The organism is Marinobacter oulmenensis, assembly GCF_014201735.1.
Lineage (GTDB): Bacteria > Pseudomonadota > Gammaproteobacteria > Pseudomonadales > Oleiphilaceae > Marinobacter > Marinobacter oulmenensis.
Genome location: NZ_JACHFE010000008.1, coordinates 71256 through 91201, shown reverse-complemented (window position 1 = coordinate 91201; position 19946 = coordinate 71256). Strand labels below are relative to the sequence as shown.

Annotated in this window: 16 protein-coding genes and 4 tRNA genes; 3 read left to right on the top strand and 17 right to left on the bottom strand. The window is 58.6% G+C overall.

Annotated features, from left to right (window positions below; genetic code table 11):
* Nucleotides 1–67: 67 nt before the first annotated feature.
* From HNR38_RS14465 to HNR38_RS14420, 10 genes are all read right to left on the bottom strand, one after another.
* The gene (locus tag HNR38_RS14465) at nucleotides 68–1909 is read right to left on the bottom strand and encodes a SurA N-terminal domain-containing protein (protein WP_183705568.1); all 1842 of its coding nucleotides are present in this window, start codon (nucleotides 1907–1909) and stop codon (nucleotides 68–70) included.
* A 143-nt stretch (nucleotides 1910–2052) separates the two neighbouring features.
* The gene (locus HNR38_RS14460) at nucleotides 2053–2325 is read right to left on the bottom strand and encodes an HU family DNA-binding protein (RefSeq protein ID WP_183705566.1); all 273 of its coding nucleotides are present in this window, start codon (nucleotides 2323–2325) and stop codon (nucleotides 2053–2055) included.
* Between the two features lie 236 nt (nucleotides 2326–2561).
* Nucleotides 2562–4979 (bottom strand): endopeptidase La, encoded by a 2418-nt coding sequence (lon, locus tag HNR38_RS14455; RefSeq protein ID WP_183705564.1) that lies wholly within the window; start codon nucleotides 4977–4979, stop codon nucleotides 2562–2564.
* 157 nt (nucleotides 4980–5136) lie between these two features.
* Nucleotides 5137–6420 (bottom strand): ATP-dependent Clp protease ATP-binding subunit ClpX, encoded by a 1284-nt coding sequence (clpX, locus tag HNR38_RS14450; protein ID WP_183705561.1) that lies wholly within the window; start codon nucleotides 6418–6420, stop codon nucleotides 5137–5139.
* Between the two features lie 74 nt (nucleotides 6421–6494).
* On the bottom strand, nucleotides 6495–7130 hold the full coding sequence (clpP, locus tag HNR38_RS14445) for an ATP-dependent Clp endopeptidase proteolytic subunit ClpP (RefSeq protein ID WP_183705559.1): 636 nt from the start codon (nucleotides 7128–7130) through the stop codon (nucleotides 6495–6497).
* A 181-nt stretch (nucleotides 7131–7311) separates the two neighbouring features.
* Nucleotides 7312–8616, bottom strand: coding sequence for a trigger factor (gene tig / locus HNR38_RS14440; RefSeq protein WP_183705556.1), 1305 nt, complete (start codon nucleotides 8614–8616; stop codon nucleotides 7312–7314).
* Nucleotides 8617–8830: 214 nt separating this feature from the next.
* A tRNA-Leu gene (locus HNR38_RS14435) sits at nucleotides 8831–8915 on the bottom strand.
* Nucleotides 8916–8976: 61 nt separating this feature from the next.
* Nucleotides 8977–9052 (bottom strand) — tRNA-His (locus tag HNR38_RS14430).
* An 81-nt stretch (nucleotides 9053–9133) separates the two neighbouring features.
* Nucleotides 9134–9210 (bottom strand) — tRNA-Arg (locus HNR38_RS14425).
* Nucleotides 9211–9243: 33 nt separating this feature from the next.
* Nucleotides 9244–9320, bottom strand: a tRNA-Pro gene (locus HNR38_RS14420).
* A 216-nt stretch (nucleotides 9321–9536) separates the two neighbouring features.
* Between HNR38_RS14420 and folD the strand changes: the two genes are divergently transcribed.
* Entirely contained in the window at nucleotides 9537–10397 is an 861-nt protein-coding gene (folD, locus tag HNR38_RS14415) for a bifunctional methylenetetrahydrofolate dehydrogenase/methenyltetrahydrofolate cyclohydrolase FolD (RefSeq protein WP_183705554.1), read from the top strand.
* A gap of 74 nt (nucleotides 10398–10471) precedes the next feature.
* On the opposite strand, the gene HNR38_RS14410 is transcribed toward folD, so the two are convergent.
* The 3 genes from HNR38_RS14410 to HNR38_RS14400 form a co-directional block, all read right to left on the bottom strand.
* Nucleotides 10472–12652 carry a malate synthase G gene (locus tag HNR38_RS14410; RefSeq protein ID WP_183705552.1) on the bottom strand — a complete coding sequence of 727 codons (2181 nt, stop codon included), beginning with the start codon at nucleotides 12650–12652 and terminating at the stop codon, nucleotides 10472–10474.
* 149 nt (nucleotides 12653–12801) lie between these two features.
* Nucleotides 12802–14190 carry a cysteine--tRNA ligase gene (cysS, locus tag HNR38_RS14405; RefSeq protein ID WP_183705550.1) on the bottom strand — a complete coding sequence of 463 codons (1389 nt, stop codon included), beginning with the start codon at nucleotides 14188–14190 and terminating at the stop codon, nucleotides 12802–12804.
* Entirely contained in the window at nucleotides 14187–15866 is a 1680-nt protein-coding gene (locus HNR38_RS14400; RefSeq protein ID WP_183705548.1) for a glutamine--tRNA ligase/YqeY domain fusion protein, read from the bottom strand. Before HNR38_RS14400 ends, cysS begins: the two co-directional genes overlap by 4 nt.
* 150 nt (nucleotides 15867–16016) lie before the next feature.
* Between HNR38_RS14400 and HNR38_RS14395 the strand changes: the two genes are divergently transcribed.
* Together HNR38_RS14395 and lpxH are read left to right on the top strand one after the other, a co-directional pair.
* The gene (locus HNR38_RS14395) at nucleotides 16017–16517 is read left to right on the top strand and encodes a peptidylprolyl isomerase (protein WP_183705546.1); all 501 of its coding nucleotides are present in this window, start codon (nucleotides 16017–16019) and stop codon (nucleotides 16515–16517) included.
* Nucleotides 16514–17251 carry a UDP-2,3-diacylglucosamine diphosphatase gene (gene lpxH / locus HNR38_RS14390; protein ID WP_183705544.1) on the top strand — a complete coding sequence of 246 codons (738 nt, stop codon included), beginning with the start codon at nucleotides 16514–16516 and terminating at the stop codon, nucleotides 17249–17251. Before HNR38_RS14395 ends, lpxH begins: the two co-directional genes overlap by 4 nt.
* A gap of 4 nt (nucleotides 17252–17255) precedes the next feature.
* Here the strand turns inward: lpxH and HNR38_RS14385 are convergent, their stop codons facing one another.
* The 4 genes from HNR38_RS14385 to HNR38_RS14370 are packed head-to-tail and all read right to left on the bottom strand — an operon-like array spanning nucleotide 17256 to nucleotide 19815.
* A complete protein-coding gene (locus HNR38_RS14385; protein ID WP_183705542.1) occupies nucleotides 17256–18116 on the bottom strand; it encodes a hypothetical protein in 861 nt (286 codons plus the stop codon).
* Nucleotides 18092–18643: a peroxiredoxin gene (locus HNR38_RS14380; protein WP_183705540.1), complete on the bottom strand. Its 552-nt coding sequence runs from the start codon at nucleotides 18641–18643 to the stop codon at nucleotides 18092–18094. Before HNR38_RS14380 ends, HNR38_RS14385 begins: the two co-directional genes overlap by 25 nt.
* On the bottom strand, nucleotides 18640–19035 hold the full coding sequence (locus HNR38_RS14375; protein ID WP_183705537.1) for an acyl-CoA thioesterase: 396 nt from the start codon (nucleotides 19033–19035) through the stop codon (nucleotides 18640–18642). Before HNR38_RS14375 ends, HNR38_RS14380 begins: the two co-directional genes overlap by 4 nt.
* 9 nt (nucleotides 19036–19044) lie before the next feature.
* Complete coding sequence (locus tag HNR38_RS14370) at nucleotides 19045–19815, bottom strand: ferredoxin--NADP reductase (protein ID WP_183705535.1); 771 nt, start codon at nucleotides 19813–19815, stop codon at nucleotides 19045–19047.
* Nucleotides 19816–19946: the final 131 nt, after the last annotated feature.

Below are 19946 nucleotides of genomic sequence, written 5' to 3'. Positions count from 1 at the left end.
GTCGGCAAGGCATAAAAAAAGGTGCCTGTTTCCAGGCACCCTTTTTTTCATGGCGTATCAGGGGAAATTACTGGCGCTCGATCTCGGCAGTATTTCTCAGATACTGCTGATAAGCCCGGTATTCACGCTGCCCCTCCATCTGCGCGAGAATCTGGCGCAACTGGGTAAACTCCTGACCGTCCGGATCCACCTCACCTTCATGAACAGCTTCCAGCTGTACCACCGCGGCACGATTCTGCGCGACGACCTTACCAACGCTGGCGTCATCACCATCCGGTCGCGGCATGGAGAAGGCTTTCTGGGCAATCAGGGGGTCCAGACCGCCGGTACGGCCCTGTCCCTCATAAACCTGCCAGTCCCCGGCCATGGGCTGCTCTCCGGCCTCTACGGCGGTCACAATAGCTTCAGCGCGTTCATTCAGCGCATCGCGGATGGCCTGAGCTTCCAGAGTCCGACGAATGCGATCACTGACCTCCGCCAACTCCAACTGACGCGGCTCATGGTATTCGCGTACCCGGGCAACCACTGAGCGGTTATCCGCGACATCAATCAGCTCGGTGTTATAACCGGCTTCGAGGACGTCTTCGGAGAACAGCTGACGAACCAGACCCTGATGGTCGAACGGCGCTGCACCACGCTCCCGGGTAACGCCCTGGATTTCCTGGACTTCCAGGCCCAACTCCTCCGCCGGGCCGGCAAGATCCTCGGCAGAATAGGCGGCGTCAGCCAACTGGCTGCGCACCTCGGCGAAACGCTCCTCGGCACGGTTCCGGGCCAGCTCCTCGCGCAGTTGATCACGCAACTCGTCGAATGAAGGCACATCGGAACGCCGCACATCTTCCAGCTTGATCAGATGAATGCCAAAAGACGTTTCCACCGGCTCTGAGATCTCCCCTTCTTCCAGAGCGAACAGGGCTTCCTCAAAAGCCGGATCATAGACACCACGACCGGCATAGCCCAGGTCACCGCCCTGATCGGCAGAGCCCGGGTCAGCGGAATATTCCTCCGCCAGGGTCTCGAAAGACTCGCCTTCATCCAGCTTCTGCTGGATGGTACTGATGGTCTGCTCGGCGTCGTCTCCCGCTTCCACCAGAATGTGGGCTGCCCGGCGCTCTTCCCGGGCAAAGCTCTGGGCCTGCTCCTGGTAGTACTGCTGTACGTCCTCCTCGGACACCTCAACATTCGCGGCAAGCGCATCCAGAGACAGGGTGATGTAAGCCGCATCCACCTGCTCGGGCTCCTGGAACTGCTCCTGATTGTCCTGATAGTAATCCTGAACCTGCTGCTCTGTCACCTCGACATCATCGGCAACGGCGTCACGAGTCAGGGTCAGAACCCTGAAATCACGGGTCTGGTTCTGGATTTCCAGCAACTGGGCCACGTTCTGGGCCGGGACCACCCCGGTCTGAGCCAGGGCAGCACGGATCTGGCTGACCACGTAGTTCTTGCGCATGTTCTGGCGGAATTCCGCAACACCCATCCCCATATTACGCACCGTGGAGACAAAGCGGTCGCTGTTGAACTGGCCATCCACCTGGAACTGGGGCATCTGGGTGATCAATGAATCGATATCGGCTTCCGTCAGCTCCAGTCCCTGATTTTCTGCGTCCTGGCTTAACACCGCTTCGGTGATCAAGGCTTCCATGACATCACTGCGGACCTGGTCCTCATCGACCAGGGACGGGTCCGGATTATCCATCGCCATCAGGCGCTGCTGGGTTTCCATTTGCACAGTCCGCAGAAACTCTCGTTCAGTGATGTCCTGACCGTTGACCGTAGCCACTTCCGGCTCACCGGAAAAACCACCGATGATGGCGTCCATACCCCAGATGGACAGCGAAATGATGACAAGGCCGACAATAACCTTGGCGATGGTACTCTGGGCATTATCCCGAATATCTTGAAGCATGTTGTTCCCGAATCCCTGTTCCAGGTGCTGCTGTAGGTGGGCGGCGAGGTGTCTATGAACGCAAAAAGGCGCACCCTTTCCGGAATGCGCCTTGAATTCCTGCGGCAGCACTCACAACCGGAGGGCTGCCGGCAAAGGAGCCTTTACTTGACTGCGTCTTTCAGGGCCTTGCCTGCCTTGAATCCAGGCACCTTGGAGGCCGGGATCTTGATCTCGGCGCCAGTCTGCGGGTTACGGCCGGTGCGGGCTGCACGCTCTTTCACAGAGAAGGTGCCAAAACCGATCAGGGTAACCTGATCGCCTTTCTTCAGAGCACCAGTGATAGAGTCGGTCATGGCATCCAGGGCGCGGCCAGCGGCGGCTTTGGAAATGTCGGCGGACTCGGCAATTGCATCGATAAGTTCGGACTTGTTCACACTAAACCCCTTCGATTTCAGGTTGAAGATGTTATCGGTCGGTTTGTTTTCGCGGACATTCCCGACTATCGCATAAGCGGTCGGAGAATTCCATTCTTCAGTTTTTTTATTCCTTGCGGCTGTATACCGGTATGCGGAATAGGCACTTACTGCGCGGGAGCCCTTGGTATTGGCTGCTTCACGGCGAAACAGTTATACCAACGGGCTCTCAGGCATGTCAATAACTCCCACCGGGTTCAGTGCGTATTTATGCGTTCACCCGCATCGCCGGATTCATCGCCGGTCTTGGAGGATGACGACTCATCAGCGGCACCTTCCGGTCGGGGCTCAGGCTGGTAGGCCAGCGCGATGTCGAGGACTTCATCAATCCATTTCACCGGCCGGATCTCGAGAGACTCCTTGATGTTTTCCGGTATCTCCTTGAGATCCCGCACGTTTTCGTCCGGGATAATCACCGTTTTGATGCCGCCCCGATGGGCCGCCAGCAGCTTCTCCTTGAGGCCGCCAATGGCCAGGACCCGGCCACGCAGGGTGATTTCGCCAGTCATGGCGACATCCGCCCGGACCGGAATCCGGGTCAGTGCGGAGACCAGAGCGGTACACATGCCGATACCGGCACTGGGGCCATCTTTCGGCGTTGCCCCCTCTGGCACGTGAATGTGCAGATCCCGCTTTTCGTGGAAGTCGTCGGGCACACCCAACCCGGCGGCACGGCTGCGAACAACCGTGAGCGCGGTCTGAATCGACTCCTGCATGACATCACCAAGGGAGCCGGTCTTCACCACCCGGCCCTTACCCGGGGTGAGAGCGCATTCGAGTGTCAGCAGTTCGCCGCCCACCTGGGTCCAGGCAAGGCCCGTGACCTGGCCGACCTGATTGGTTTCCTCGGCCAGGCCGTACTTGAACTTCTGCACGCCAGAGTAGTCCTCGAGCATGTCGGGCGCCAGCGTAATCGGCTCTTTGCTGCCACTTTCCACGTGCTCGCGGACCACTTTCCGGCAGACCTTGGCAATTTCACGCTCAAGGCCCCGCACACCGGCTTCCCGGGTGTAATAGCGGATCAGGTCACGCACGGTCTCTTCCGGCATCTCCAGCTCACCCTTGCGCAGACCGTTGGCCTTGAGCTGTTTGGGCAGCAGGTAACGAATGGCAATGTTGACTTTCTCATCCTCGGTATACCCCGGGATGCGAATGATCTCCATCCGGTCCATCAGAGCCGGCGGGATGTTCATGGAGTTGGATGTGCACACAAACATCACATCCGACAGGTCGTAATCGACCTCCAGGTAGTGATCATTGAAGGTGTGGTTCTGCTCCGGGTCCAGCACTTCCAGCAGGGCGGAAGCGGGATCGCCCCGATGGTCCATGCCCATCTTGTCGATCTCATCGAACAGGAACAGCGGATTCTTCACGCCGACCTTGGACAGCTTCTGCAGCAACTTGCCAGGCAGAGCCCCGATGTAGGTTTTCCGGTGGCCGCGGATCTCGGCCTCGTCCCGGACGCCGCCCAGGGCCATACGGGTATACTTGCGATTGGTGGCGCGGGCGATGGACTGCCCCAGGGACGTTTTACCAACCCCCGGCGGCCCGACCAGGCACAGGACCGGCCCTTTCACCTTCTTGACCCGGCTCTGTACCGCCAGGTATTCGAGAATGCGCTTTTTCACGTCATCCAGGCCATAGTGATCCTTGTCCAGGATGTCACGGGCCTTGTCCAGGTCGTGGCGCACGCGGCTGCGCTTTTTCCAGGGAATCGCCAGCATCCAGTCGATGTAGCCGCGCACCACCGTTGCCTCGGCCGACATGGGCGACATCATCTTGAGCTTGTTCAGCTCGGTTTCGGTTTTCTTGCGGGCTTCTTCAGGCAGTCCGGCTTCCTCGAGCTTCTGCTCGAGTTCCTCGAAGTCGTTATTGCCCTCGCCGAGTTGGCCCATTTCCTTCTGGATGGCCTTCATCTGCTCGTTCAGATAATACTCGCGCTGGCTGCGTTCCATCTGTTTCTTGACGCGACCACGAATGCGCTTCTCGACTTCGATCAGGTCGATCTCGCCATCCAGCTTGCCCATCAGCAGATCCACGCGCTTACGCAGGTCCAGCGTTTCCAGCAATTCCTGTTTTTCCGGAATCCGCATTTCCAGGTGCGCCGCCATGGTATCCACCAGGCGATCCAGTTCCTCGATGCCGGTCAAGGCATTGGACACTTCCGACGGCACTTTCTTGGAGAGTTTCACGTATTTCTCGAACTCGTCCATCAGCGTCTTGACGAGAAGTTCCTGCTCGCGCTCGGCCAGCGGTTCGTCTTCCAGGACGACGCCGCCAGCGCGGAGATAGTCCTCCTCGCGGATATCGCTGATGGAAGCACGGGCATTCCCTTCGACCAGCACCTTTACGGTGCCGTCCGGCAACCGCAGCATCTGCAGCACGGTCGCCAGCGTTCCCATTTCATAGATATCCTTGGGGCCCGGCTCATCCGTGGACGCATCCTTCTGAGCGACCAGAAGGATTTCCTTGCTGCCCTCCATCGCTGCCTCGAGCGCCTGGATGGACTTATCGCGACCGACGAAAAGCGGTACCACCATGTGCGGAAACACCACCACATCCCGCAACGGGAGCAGCGGGTATTCTTGCACGGTTTCATCAGGTATACGGGTCATTGGGAATCCTCTGACGATATTTCTTTCAGCTTATCACCCATCATTGGGGCGAGCGCATAAATTGCAATCTTTAAGGAGAGGAAAACTCGGTGGGGCAGATTCGGGATATGAAAAAGGGGCGTCATGCGCCCCTTTTTCATCATGACCGGAAGCCAATTCAGTCTTCCGGCACCGCCTTGGCATGATCGTTATTGGCGTAGATCTTGAAGGGTTCGGAGTCCCCCCGGATCACACTCTCATCAATCACAACCTTGGTGACGTCGTGCTCGGACGGTATATGGTACATGGTGTCCAGCAGCGTCGCCTCCATGATCGAACGCAGACCACGGGCGCCGGTCTTGCGTTCCATGGCCTTGCGTGCCACGGCCCGAAGCGCGTCCTCGCGGAAATCCAGTTCCACCCCTTCCATATCGAACAGTTGCTGATACTGTTTGGTCAGCGCGTTTTTGGGCTGGGTCAGGATCTGCACCAGAGCGTCTTCGTCCAGTTCGGTCAGTGTTGCCACCACGGGCAGACGACCTACAAACTCTGGAATCAGCCCGAACTTGACCAGGTCCTCGGTTTCCACATCACAGATGATGTCACCGGTGCTCTTGGAGTCGTCCTGGCTCTTCACGGTTGCCGAGAAGCCGATAGAACTGCGCTCGGAGCGTTCCTGAATCACCTTCTCCAGGCCAGCAAAGGCACCACCACAGATGAACAGCATGTTGCCGGTATCCACCTGCAGGAACTCCTGCTGCGGATGCTTGCGACCACCCTGAGGCGGAACAGACGCAACCGTACCCTCAATCAGCTTGAGCAGCGCCTGCTGCACGCCCTCCCCGGAGACATCCCGGGTAATCGACGGGTTATCCGACTTGCGGGAGATCTTGTCAATCTCATCGATATAGACAATCCCGCGCTGGGCCTTGTCGACATCGTAGTCGCACTTCTGCAGCAGTTTCTGGATGATGTTCTCGACATCCTCGCCCACGTAACCGGCTTCGGTCAGCGTTGTCGCGTCCGCAATGGTAAACGGCACGTTGAGCATACGGGCCAGGGTTTCTGCCAGCAGCGTCTTACCGCTACCGGTGGGACCGATCAGCAGAATGTTGCTTTTACCCAGCTCTACCTCGGCCTTGCCCTCGCCGTAGCGCAGGCGCTTGTAGTGGTTGTACACCGCGACTGACAGGACGATCTTGGCCCGGTCCTGACCGATCACATATTCGTTGAGGTTTTCGCGGATTTCCGCCGGTGTCGGCAAGCGATCGCTCGTTTCCTCTTCGGCATTTTCCTGGATTTCCTCACGAATGATGTCATTGCACAGGTCTACGCACTCGTCGCAGATGAACACCGAGGGCCCTGCAATGAGCTTGCGGACTTCATGCTGGCTCTTTCCACAAAACGAGCAGTACAGCAACTTGCCGTTATCGTCGCCCCTGCCGTTTCTTTCATCTGCCATTGAATTACCTCTGATCTCTGGTTGGCCGACCCCGAATAACGGGCCGGCCGGGAATGACGCGGCTGATTTCAGTATTATGTATTCGGTACGCGCTTATCAAGTACCGTATCAATCAGCCCGTACTCTTTGGCCTGATCCGGATCCATGAAGTTGTCACGATCCGTGTCCCGGGCAATGGTTTCGACATCCTGGCCGGTGTGGTGGGCCAGCAGCGAATTCAGGGTGTTGCGGATCTTGAGAATTTCACGGGTGTGGATCTCAATATCGGTCGCCTGACCCTGATAGCCACCCAGCGGCTGGTGAATCATCACACGCGAATGCGGCAGACAGGCGCGCTTGCCTTCTGCGCCACCGGCCAGCAGGAAGGCGCCCATACTGGCAGCCTGACCAATACACAGCGTTGACACATCCGGTTTTACGAACTGCATGGTGTCGTAGATCGACATGCCGGCAGATACGGAGCCACCCGGGCTGTTGATATAAAGGTGGATGTCCTTGTCCGGGTTTTCGGATTCCAGGAACAGCAACTGGGCAACCACCAGGTTGGCCATATGATCCTCGACAGGGCCGACCAGGAAAATAACCCGTTCCTTGAGCAAGCGCGAATAGATATCAAAGGAACGCTCACCACGTGCTGTCTGTTCGATAACCATGGGCACCAGGCCACTGTTGGTTACCATCGCTGGGCCATCAATCGGTTTCTGCGTCATGTGCGCCTGAACTCCTTATGGACAATGGACATGGGCCGCCTGGGTTCTTTCCGGCCAACAAGACCGGACTGACTCGTTACTTTGCCAGCAGCGGGCCCAGATGAAAACAGCCGGACTCGCCGGCTGCTTCCAGAAAGCGGCATCAGGCCGGTACCGCCATCGGCACCGGCCCGGATGCGGATCAGCCCTGGGACTGACCGGCCTGGACCGCTTCTTCGTACTTCATCTTCTTCTCTTTCACTTTAGCCTGCGCGAGCACGTGGTCCACCACGGCATCTTCCAGCACAGAAGACTCGATCTGGGCCTTCTGGTCCGGGTTGTTGCTGAAGTGAGCAACCACCTCTTCAGGCTGTTCATACGTAGAAGCGATCTCCTGGATCTTTTCTTCCACTTTTTCGTCATCGGCCTGGAGGTCGTTCTGCTTGACGACTTCCTGGAACAGCAGGCCGGTTTTCACGCGGCGGGTCGCCTGCTCCTGGAAGATTTCCTTGGGCAGCTGCTGGAAGTCCACCTGTCCGCCAAAGCGCTGAACCGCGTCCTGACGCAGACGGTCAATTTCCTGATCAACCAGGGCAGCCGGCACGTCCAGCTCGGTGGTTTCCAGAAGGCCGTCGACGACGTCGTTCTTGACCTTGTTGGAAATCGCCTGCTTCAACTCGCGCTCCATGTTCTTTTTCACTTCCTCGCGGAAGGTTTCTTCGTCTTCGGCCTGGATGCCAAACTGCTCGAAGAATTCCGCATTCAGCTCAGGCAGTTGCGGCTCTTCAACCTTGTGGATCTTGATCTCGAACTTGGCCGGCTTACCCGCCAGTTCTTCGTTGTGGTAATCCTCGGGGAAGGTCACCTCGATCTCGAATTCCTCACCGGTCTTACCACCGACAATCGCTTTCTCGAAGCCCGGGATCATCTGCCCGGAGCCCAGGGTCAGACGATGCTCTTCGGCGGAACCGCCTTCAAACTCTTCGCCATCGATGAAGCCTTTGAAGTCCAGGGTCACAATGTCCTTGTTCTTGGACTTGCGCTTGACCTCTTTCATGGTGGCCTGCTGACGACGCAGGTTATCGATCATCTTGTCGATGTCCTTGTCAGTCACTTCGGTCACCGGCTTCTCGACCGTCACCTTGCTCAGGTCGCCCAGTTCAATGTCAGGCAGAACTTCAAAGGTGGCCGTGAATTCCAGATCCTTGCCTTCTTCCACGACTTTTGGCTCCAACTGCGGGTAACCAGCCGGGTTGATGTCCTGCTCCTGCAGTGCCTTGATGTAGTTGTCGCGCATAGCCTCGCCAACCACTTCCTGACGGACGCTGTCACCGAAACGACGCTTGACCACGCTCATGGGCACCTTGCCGGGACGGAAGCCATTCATACGCACGGTGCGCGCGGTTTCCTGCAGGCGTTTCTGAACCGCCTGATCAATTTCCTGGGCGGGCACACCAATCGTCATCCGACGCTCGATGTTGGAGGTCGTTTCAACAGACACTTGCATGGAAGTTCCTCAAATTACAGATTCTGTATGTGAATGAAATTAAAAATAAAATCCCAGACAAGGCAAAGCCCCCTGAATGGGCGCAAAATTAAAAGCCGGTAGTTTATCACGGTTTGCCCCGCCGAGAGAATCACCCGGCCCACCGGAATACAACACGGAAACGGGCATCGGCTCACGACACAGATGGGGATGAAAACAGAAATTAAAAGGGAGATGGTGCGAGAGGAGAGACTCGAACTCTCACGGGTTGCCCCACTGGAACCTAAATCCAGCGCGTCTACCAGTTCCGCCACTCTCGCAGTTCGGGCGCAATGAATCCGACAGGCCGGCAGCGCTCACAGAGAAAGACATAGGGAAAAGTGGGGTGGACGAAGGGGTTCGAACCCTCGACCGCAGGAGTCACAATCCTGAGCTCTACCAACTGAGCTACGTCCACCACATTATCACTGTGCCTGGCGGCACCTGGACATCAACTTTGCTGAATGCGAGCCCGGAACCGACCTGACCGACGGCATCTTGGCGCGCCCGGCAGGACTCGAACCTGCGACCCACGGCTTAGAAGGCCGTTGCTCTATCCAGCTGAGCTACGGGCGCCTAACCGTTCGCCCACCTGAATATCCAGATTCTTGGTCGGGGTAGAGAGATTCGAACTCCCGACATCCTGCTCCCAAAGCAGGCGCGCTACCAGACTGCGCTATACCCCGTCGCTACTGAACAACAAGTGCCTCAGCAAAGTTGGCGCGAATATTACCGGCGGGATTTCGATCCGTCAACACGGAATTCCAAATTCCTGCCCAAAAAACGGGATGCTGGCGCACCGGCCCCATAGCCGAGACCTCCGCCGCATTGGCGATAACCCCGAACCATGAGACAATCGCGCACCTTCACGCTTCCCTACGCCCAATTCTGAAGACGAAACTATGAACGCCAAACTGATTAACGGAAAAGAGATTGCCGCGCAGGTCAGACAGGAGGTAGCCACCGGCGTGGAAGCCCGCATCCAGAAAGGTCTGCGGGCCCCCGGCCTGGCCGTCATCAAGGTCGGCAATGACCCTGCCTCCAGCGTCTATGTCGGCAACAAGATCAAGGCCTGCGAAACAGCCGGCATTCTATCTTTCTCTTACGACCTCCCGGAGGACACGTCCCAGCAGGCCCTGGAAGCACTGGTCGACGAACTCAACGAGAATCCGGAGGTGGACGGCATCCTGGTTCAGCTGCCGCTGCCGCCGCATATGGACGCAGACCCCATCGTTCTGCGCATTCGTCCGGACAAAGACGTGGACGGCTTCCACCCCTATAATCTGGGCCGCCTGATGCAACGCCACCCCACGCTGCGCCCTTGCACGCCGGCAGGCATCATCACACTGCTGGACTCCATCGGCACCCCCTATAAAGGACAGCATGCCGTTATCGTGGGCGCCTCCAACATCGTCGGGCGCCCCATGAGCATGGAGCTGCTGATGAAAGGCGCAACCACAACCGTGTGCCATCGTTTTACCAACAACCTGCCGGGCTATGTCAGCGAAGCGGACATCGTCATCGCAGCTGTGGGCAAACCCGGTCTGGTGAAGGGCGAGTGGATCAACCCCGGAGCCACGGTCATTGATGTCGGCATCAACCGCATGGAAGACGGAAAACTCAGAGGGGATGTCGAGTTTGATGTTGCCTCGGAGCGGGCCGCTTATATCACCCCGGTTCCCGGCGGGGTTGGCCCCATGACCATTGCCATCCTGCTGCAGAACACCCTGCATGCCGCCAATGTACTGCACGCGGACACCTGAAGCGCCTTTTAGGCCTCAGGCCTAAAAGCACAAAAAAGCCCCGCCTGAGCGGGGCTTTTTCTTTCCAGCCTTGCTTACTGGCCGTACTTGGCTTTCGCCTTCTGACGGTAGGCGTGCAGAAGCGGCTCGGTGTAACCTGCCGGCTGCTCACGTCCCTTCAGAACCAGATCCACGGCAGCCTGAAACGCCACGCTGTCCTCGAAGTTCGGCGCCATGTTGCGATACGCCGGATCCCCTTCGTTCTGCTTGTCGACAACAGCCGCCATGCGCTTCATGGTTTCCATGATCTGCTCTTCGGTGCAGATACCGTGGTACAGCCAGTTGGTCAGGATCTGGGAGGAGATCCGCAGGGTGGCACGGTCTTCCATCAGCGCCACGTCGTTGATGTCCGGAACCTTGGAGCAACCAACGCCCTGCTCTACCCAGCGCACCACGTAGCCCAGGATACCCTGCGCATCGTTGTCCAGCTCTTCCTGGATTTCCCCGGCCGTCAGGGCTGACGGATCGTCCATCACAGGCACAGTCAGGATATCTTCCAGGGCCGCCCGCTGACGGTTGGCCAGCTCTTTCTGGACATCAAACACATTGATCTGATGATAGTGCGTGGCATGCAGGGTAGCAGCCGTCGGAGACGGTACCCAGGCGGTATTGGCGCCGGCTTTCGGATGGCCGATTTTCGCTTCCAGCATGCCCGCCATCAGGTCCGGCATGGCCCACATGCCTTTGCCGATCTGGGCAACGCCAGAGAAACCGGTTTCCAGACCGATATCCACGTTCCATTGCTCGTAGGCGTTGATCCATGTGGCCTGCTTCATTGGCCCTTTACGGATGAACGGGCCCAGTTCCATGGAGGTGTGAATTTCGTCACCGGTACGATCCAGGAAGCCGGTGTTGATGAACACGGCGCGCTCTTTGGCAGCGTGGATACACGCTTTCAGGTTCACCGTGGTGCGACGCTCCTCGTCCATAATGCCCACTTTCAGGGTATAGCGCGGCAGGCCCAGGGCATCCTCAACGCGATTGAAGAAGTCGTTGGTGAACGCCACCTCTTCCGGGCCGTGCATCTTCGGCTTGACGATGTACACGGAGCCTTTGGTGCTGTTCTGGTAGTCGCCGTCGTTCTTCAGGTCATGGATGGCGATCAGCGAAGTGATCAGCCCGTCCATGAGCCCTTCCGGCACTTCGCTGCCGTCTTTCAGCAGGACGGCCGGATTGGTCATCAGGTGGCCCACGTTACGGACAAACATCAGACTGCGCCCTTTCAGGCTCATTTCGCTGCCGTCCGGCGCGGTGTAAACCCGATCCGGGTTCATCCGGCGGGTCATCGGCTTGCCCCCTTTCTCGAAGGTCTCCTCGAGATTGCCCTTCATCAGGCCCAGCCAGTTGCTGTAGGCGAGCTGCTTGTCTTCGGCATCCACTGCGGCGACGGAATCCTCGCAGTCCATGATGGTGGTCAGGGCTGACTCCATAGCCACGTCCTTGACGTTGGCGCCGTCGTCCTTGCCAATCGGATGACTGGCATCGATCTGGATTTCGAAGTGCATGCCGTTCTTCACCAGCAGGATGCCGGTGGGCGCATCAGCAGCGCCGGTATAACCGACAAAGCCGGCTTCGTCTTTCAGACCGGTCACTTCACCGTTCTGCAGTTTTACCGCCAGCTTGCCGCCGTCGACATAGTATTTGGCAGCATCTTTGTGGCTGCCGGATGTCAGCGGAGCGGAGCTGTCCAGCAGACTGCGGGCCCACTCAATAACCTTGGCGCCACGCACCGGGTTATAACCCTGGCCTTTCTCCGCGCCATCCTCTTCCGGGATGGCATCGGTGCCATAAAGTGCATCGTACAGACTGCCCCACCGGGCGTTGGCCGCATTCAGGGCAAAACGCGCGTTCATGATCGGCACCACCAACTGAGGACCGGCCATGGTGGCAACTTCCGGGTCAACGTTGGAGGTACTGATGGTAAAATCGGAGGGCTCTTCCACCAGGTAGCCGATGTCTTTCAGGAAAGACTTGTACTCAGCCATGTCCAGCTTCTGCCCCTTGTGCTCGCGGTTCCAGCTGTCCATCTTTTCCTGGATGGCATCACGCTTGGCCAGCAGATCGCGGTTGCGCGGGGCCAGCTCGTTAACGATCTTGTCAAACTCCGCCCAGAACTTCTCCGGCTCAATACCGGTGCCGGGGATAGCCTCGCTGTTGACGAAGTCGTAGAGGTTTTTCGCGACCTGAATGCCGCCGATTTGTACGCGTTCTGTCATCGTTATCAGCCTCAATGGGTTGTTGTCCCGTCACTCCCTTTGCCTCTGGCGCCACGGTCATGAGCAGGCGGGAGCATTGTAATTGGAGCGCCGCATTCTACGGGATTTTACCTATAACGTCATTACCATCGAGCAGTTAAACGCCCGTTTTAACCACGACGCCAGGTGGTGCCTTCCCGACTGTCATCCAGGATGATGCCTTTGTCGGCCAACTCGTCACGAATCCGGTCCGCTTCCGCGAAGTCTCTGGCCTTACGGGCATCGGCCCGCGCCTGGATCATCGCCTCGATGTCCGCGGCACTCAGCTCGCCCCCGGTGTCCGCCTGGAAAAACGCCTCCGGGTCCTGCTGCATCAGGCCCAGAACGGCACCCAGCCGGACCAGAACCGCCGCACTCTGCCGGGCTTCAAGGTCTTCGCCATCCCGGCGATGCTGGTTGATTTCGTTGGCCACCGCATGCAGCACCGCCATGGCCCCGGCGGTATTGAAATCATCGTCCATCGCCTCGGCGAAGCGCCGGTCATGGCCGGTTTCCGGCACCGAGTCCGACTTGGCCGGCGTAACGCCACGCAGGGCGTGATAGAGGCGGGTCAGACTGCGCCCGGCTTCCACCAGATTATCCTCGGAATAATCCACCTGACTCCGATAATGACTGGATACCAGGAAGTAGCGCACCACCTCGGCCGGATGCTTCTCGAGAATTTCGCGGATGGTGAAGAAATTGCCCAGGGATTTGGACATCTTCTCCTTGTCCACACGAATAGCCCCCGCGTGCATCCAGGTACGAGCGAACGGATGCCCAGTGGCGCATTCAGACTGGGCAATCTCATTTTCGTGGTGCGGGAACAGCAGATCCGGCCCACCACCATGGATGTCAAAGGTATCACCCAGGCATTTGGTGGACATGGCGGAACACTCAATGTGCCAGCCGGGACGGCCATCCCCCCAGGGCGACGGCCAGCTCACCTCACCTTCCGGAGCCGCTTTCCACAGGGCAAAATCCGCCGGGCTGCGCTTGGCCTCGCGGACATCCACCCGGGCGCCGGCCACCAGGTCTTCCAGCTTTTTCTTGCTGAGCTTGCCGTAATCCGGAAAGGACTCCACAGCGAAGTAGACATCACCATTGTCCGCCTCGTAGGCGTGACCACTGGCAATCAGCCGGTGGATCATCGCGACAATCTCTTCGATGTGACCGGTGGCACGCGGCTCCTCATCCGGAGACAGCACCCCCAACCGGGCTTCGTCTTCATGCATCGCCCGGATCATCCGGTCGGTCAGTTCGCTGAACGGCTCACCGTTTTCCTCGGCGCGCCGCAGGATCTTGTCATCGATATCGGTGATGTTGCGCACGTAATGAACATCGTAGCCCCGATGGCGCAGATAGCGGGTGATGACATCGAACGCCACCAGCACCCGGGCGTGGCCCAGGTGGCAGTAGTCGTAAACCGTCATGCCGCAGACATACATGCGCACCCTGCCCGACTCAAGGGGATGAAACTCTTCTTTGCGCTGCGTCAGGGTGTTGTAGATACGCATCATTTGCCTCCCTTGCCCCAGGAATCCCGCAGGGTGACGGTGCGATTGAAGACCGGGCGCCCGGCTGACTCGGTCAGGGCCGGGTCACAGAAAAAGTAGCCTTCACGCTCAAACTGGTAGGGCACGTCCGTGCGCGGTTCCGCCAGCCCCTTTTCAACACGGACACCTTTGAGCACAACCAGGGACTGGGGATTCAGGTGGTCGATGAAATCCCCTTCCTTGTCACTGTCCGGCGCTTCATGATCGAACAGGCGGTCGTACAGGTTGATATCCGCTTCGACGCTGTCAGTGGCTGACACCCAGTGGACCACGCCATTGGGCTTGTAGCCTTCGGGATTGACACCCAGGGTGTTCGGATCGTACTCGCACTTGAGCTCCACGATCTCACCGCTGTCATCCCGGATGATTTCCCGGCAGGTCATGACATAGCCGCCACGCAGGCGGACCGCCTGGTCCGGAGCCAGACGCTTCCATTTGCGGGGCGGTTCTTCGGCGAAGTCCTCACGGTCAATGTACAGCTCGCGGCTCCAGATCACTTCCCGCTGCCCCATATCCGGGTTCTGGGGATGCACAGGCAGGCTCAGGGTTTCCGTCTCGCCTTCCGGGTAATTGACCAGGGTGACCTTGAGCGGACGCATCACGCACATGGCCCGCGGGGCCCGGGTGTTGAGATCTTCGCGGATGGCATGCTCCAGCATGCCCACATCCACGGTGCCACCGGCCTTGTTTACACCAATCATGTCACAGAAGGTGCGGATGGACTGGGGCGTATAGCCACGACGGCGAAGGCCGGAGATGGTCGGCATGCGCGGATCGTTCCAGCCATCCACATAGCCTTCGTCCACCAGGCGCTTGAGTTTGCGCTTGGAGGTAATGGTGTAATTGAGATTCAGCCGGGCAAACTCGATCTGCCGGGGATGACAGGGTACCGAAATGTTATCCAGAACCCAGTCGTACAACGGCCGGTGATCCTCGAACTCGAGCGTACACAGGGAATGGGTAATGCCCTCAAGCGCATCCGAGATCGGATGGGTAAAATCGTACATCGGGTAGATGCACCACTTGTCGCCGGTCTGGTGATGGTCCGCATACCGCACCCGGTACAGGATCGGGTCCCGCAGATTGATGTTGGGCGACGCCATGTCGATCTTGGCCCGCAGCACCAGCTCTCCGTTCTGGTACTTGCCGGCACGCATGTCACGGAACAGCTGCAGACTTTCCTCCACCGGACGGTCCCGGTAGGGACTGTTGCGCCCGGGCTCCTTGAGGGTGCCCCGGTATTCGGCCATTTCATCGGCGGTCAGGGCGCAGACATAGGCCTTGCCGTTCTGGATCAGTTCTTCGGCGAAGCCGTATAACTGGTCAAAATAATCCGACGCAAAACGCACATTCCCGGCCCAGCGGTAACCCAGCCACTCGACATCCTGCTTGATGGCGTCGATATACTCCTGGTTTTCCTTTTCCGGGTTGGTGTCGTCAAAGCGAAGGTTGCATTCGCCCTCAAAGGTTTCGGCGATGCCGAAATTCAGGCAAATGGACTTGGCGTGACCGATGTGCAGATAACCGTTGGGCTCTGGCGGAAAACGGGTTACCACCTTGCCGGTGTGCTCACCCTTGGCAATGGCGTCTTCGATCAGGCTCTGAATAAAGTTGTGGGCTTTCTTCGACTCGGCGCTCATACAATCTCTGTTAACAGGGAATGAATCTTGGGAGCTGTCCAGAGGCTCCGTGAAACCGTCTATTATACTCACAAATCCGCCCCTGACTCATGCATCATCTGAAACTCTTGCGTACAATAGCGCCTTTCCATTTACTGACAGGAACCCCCGATGATTCTGCTGCAAACCAACCTCGGCGACATCAAACTGGAACTCGACCACGACAAGGCCCCGGAAACCGCGAAAAACTTCGAACAGTACGTTCGCGACGGTTTCTACGATGGCCTGATTTTCCACCGCGTCATCAGCAACTTCATGGTTCAGGGCGGCGGCTTCGAGCCTGGCATGCAGCCGCGCAAAACCCGCGAAGCCATCCAGAACGAGGCGGACAATGGCCTGAGCAACAAAGTCGGCACCATCGCCATGGCCCGCACCATGGACCCGCATTCCGCCACCGCCCAGTTTTTCATCAATGTCCAAGACAACGGCTTTCTGGATCACAGCGCCAAGAACACCGAAGGCTGGGGCTACTGCGTATTCGGCAAGGTGGTTGAAGGTATGGACACCGTGAACAAGATTCGCGCGGTACGCACCACCATGCGTGCCGGCCATCAGGACGTCCCCCACGACGATGTGGTTATCGAAAAAGCCGAGGTTCTGGAGGACGCGTGACCACGCTGTTTATCTCTGACCTGCACCTGGAGGAGTCGCGTCCGGATATTACGGACGCGTTCCTCGGCTTCCTGGAAAACCACGCCAGCGGCGTCGAACGCCTCTACATCCTGGGTGATTTTTTTGAAGCCTGGATCGGTGACGACGAGCGGACGCCGCTGCAGGAAACCGTGGCCCGGGCGCTCAAAGCTGTCAGTGACGGCGGCACCGAACTGTTTCTGATGCACGGCAACCGGGATTTCCTGATCGGCGAGGACTTCTGCGCCCGTGCCGGAGCGACCCTACTGGATGACCCGACGGTGGTGGATCTCTACGGCACCCCTACCCTGCTGATGCACGGCGACAGCCTGTGCACGGCGGATGAGGAATACCAGAAGTTCCGGGCAAACATGCGCAATCCCCAGATGCAGCAGATGATCCTGTCGCGCCCGCTGGAAGACCGTCAGCAGATGGCCCGTCAGTTACGGGACGTATCCATGGCCAAGAACCAGGGTAAAGCAGAGGCGATCATGGACGTCACGCCGGAGGAAGTGGTCACCGAGATGGAGAAACATGGCGTACAACGCCTGATCCATGGACACACCCATCGCCCGGCCATCCACGACCTGCAGGCCAATGGCCAACCGGCCCGGCGCATCGTTCTGGGCGACTGGGACGAACATGTCTGGTGGCTGGAAGTGCAACCCGGCCAGACCCCGGATCTGAAAAAAGCACCGCTGCAGCCAGACCACTGAAGACTCAGGGCGCAACAGGCTCCCGGTAGGTATCCAGGCGTTTGAGCCAACCGGGCAGCCAGCGCTCCCGCTCAATATCGTTATCGGCATTGGCAGCCCGCCGGGTCAGCACACGGCCCGCCGCTTCCCGGAATGCGTCCAGAGTGGAGCCTCCGGGCTTTGGCTCCATCGCCAGGAGTACCTGAAGCAGCCCCCAGCCCTCGCCCCGGTATTGCTCCGATGGCGACAGCCCTTCGCCCTTGAAATTGACATAGTCCATCAGGGCGTAGGTGCCACCGGGCGTGGCCACCAGGCGGGCAAGCCTGTCCCGCACTTGCGCGCGCCGTTCATCCGGCGCCGCCCGAACCAGTTCGTCAAGCGCGCTACGGGTCCGCTCGAGAATAAACCGGACCTGCAGGCCGCGGGTTTCGTAGAGAAACTCCCGGAGCTGTTCGACACGGGGACTGAGAAGGCTGTCCATAAAGGCCGCTCTGTCCGGCCAGGGCGCATCCAGCGGCGCCGACACAGTTAACCAGTCAGGCAGCCGGGCACCCTGTTTTTTCAGGTAGGCAATCAGCGCCGGAAAGCTCTCCACAAACCGGCCATCCACACCGGCCGGGTACCAGATAAAATGGCCAATGCCGAGAGAGGGAAACGCTTCGCCCTGATTCCAGTGCGCCAGACACGACAGCCTGGCCGCGCACTCGTTACGGAAAATCTGCTGCCCCACCCAGTCGGCCTGTTCCGGGGTCAGGGTCAGCTCCGGCACAGCAGCGATCTCACGGCCGGGCTCGGCGACCGCCCCCCCGACAACCGCCGCAACCGGCAGAACCAGCAGCGCCAGGCACAGGATGATGGGTGCTATGCGATGCCGGCCTTGAGCCAATCGAGCACCTCGTAGACATGATCATCCGGGGGAAAAACGGGATAGAACACTTTCTCGATGCGACCATCCCGGGCGATGAGTGTGACTCGCCGGTGCAGCGTCGCACCATCCACGGAAAACGTCGGCAATTGCAGTGCCCGGGCAAACGCCAGAGGTTCATCACTGAGCAGCTCATAAGGGATGTTGAGCCGTTCACGCGCCTCACGCTGATCTTCGGGGCTCTGGGTGCTGACGCCAAAAACCCGTGCGCCCAGGTCCGCCATCTCACCATAGTGATCCCGGAAGGCACAGGCCTGAGGTGTACACCCCAGTGCCCCGGGAATCTGCGCCCACCCTTCGGGTGACGGGCGACCAGGGTGGCCAGTGCGGGGATAACAGTAGAGAACCACTAAACCGGACTGGCCGGCCAGGTTGACCCCGGCCCTGGAGGTCGACACCAGTTCGACATCCGGAAACGAGGCACCGGTCAGGTGCCGACAGGCGCCATCGTTCTCCGGCACAGGGGTATTCGCCGGTATACGGGTCATTCGGCCACCTGATGCTCTTCCAGCTTGCTGCGAACCTCGGACGGGATCGGCAGCGACTTCTCCTGCTCGTAATCGAAATGGATCAGCACGCATTTGCCGCGGGCAATCTGCTTGCCGTTCTGCCAGGCCTCCTGAATCACATGGAAGGAGGTGTTACCGATTTTGCCGACACCGGTGCGGATCTCCACCGGCATGTGCCAGTAACTCTGGGCCATCAGGTCCACCTCCAGGCGCGCAATGATCAACGGCCAGGTGCCCACTTCCAGGCTGGGGTGAAACATCCGGAAGATCGGCGTACGCCCCTGCTCGAACCAGACCGGCAGAGACGTATTACTGATGTGGCCCAGGGCGTCGGTATCGCTGAACCTGGGTTCGATTTCGAGACTGAACATGGATTGTCCTTATTGTTCCACGAACGCCCGCTCTATCACGTAATGGCCCATATCGCCGCCACGGGCTTCCTTGAAGCCCATATTGTCGAGAATGGCACAGGTGTCCTTGAGCATGCTCGGGCTGCCGCAGATCATGAAACGGTCATTCTCCACATCGAATTCTGGCAGACCGAGATCCTGATTGATCTTGCCGGTTTCCATGGCATCGGTCAGCCGCCCTTCGTTGCGGAAAGATTCACGGGTAACCGTCGGATAATACATCAATTTGCCCTGCACCATCTCGCCAAAGTATTCATTTGCAGGCAGAGCCTCGATTTCCGTCTGATAGGCGAGCTCGGAAACATAGCGGACACCGTGGGTCAGAATCACCCGGTCAAAGGCCTCATAGACATCCGGGTCCTTGATAATACTCATGAACGGCGCCAGCCCGGTGCCCGTGCTGATCAGCCACAGGTTACGACCCGGCAGGAGGTTATCCAGCACCAGGGTTCCGGTCGGCTTCTTGCTCAGCAGGATTTGATCGCCCGGCTGGATCTTCTGCAGTCGGGACGTCAGAGGGCCGTCCTGCACCTTGATGGAGAAGAACTCCAGCTCTTCCTCGTAATTGGCGCTGGCGATGCTGTACGCCCGCATCAGAGGCTTGCCATCCGTTTCCAGGCCAATCATCACAAAATGGCCATTCTTGAAACGGAAGCCGGGGTCACGGCTGGTCTTGAAACTGAACAGAGTCTCGTTCCAGTGATGGACACTGGTGACGGTCTCCTTGATGAGATTGCTCATTATGTACCTCTCGCTGCAATCATTCGGAATACTCAATAGCAATTGCCTGTATTCTAACGCCGGGTTAACCTATCGATGAAATGGGATATGCCCATAACCTTTTTCGACTGAATCGATTATAACCCTGAGTC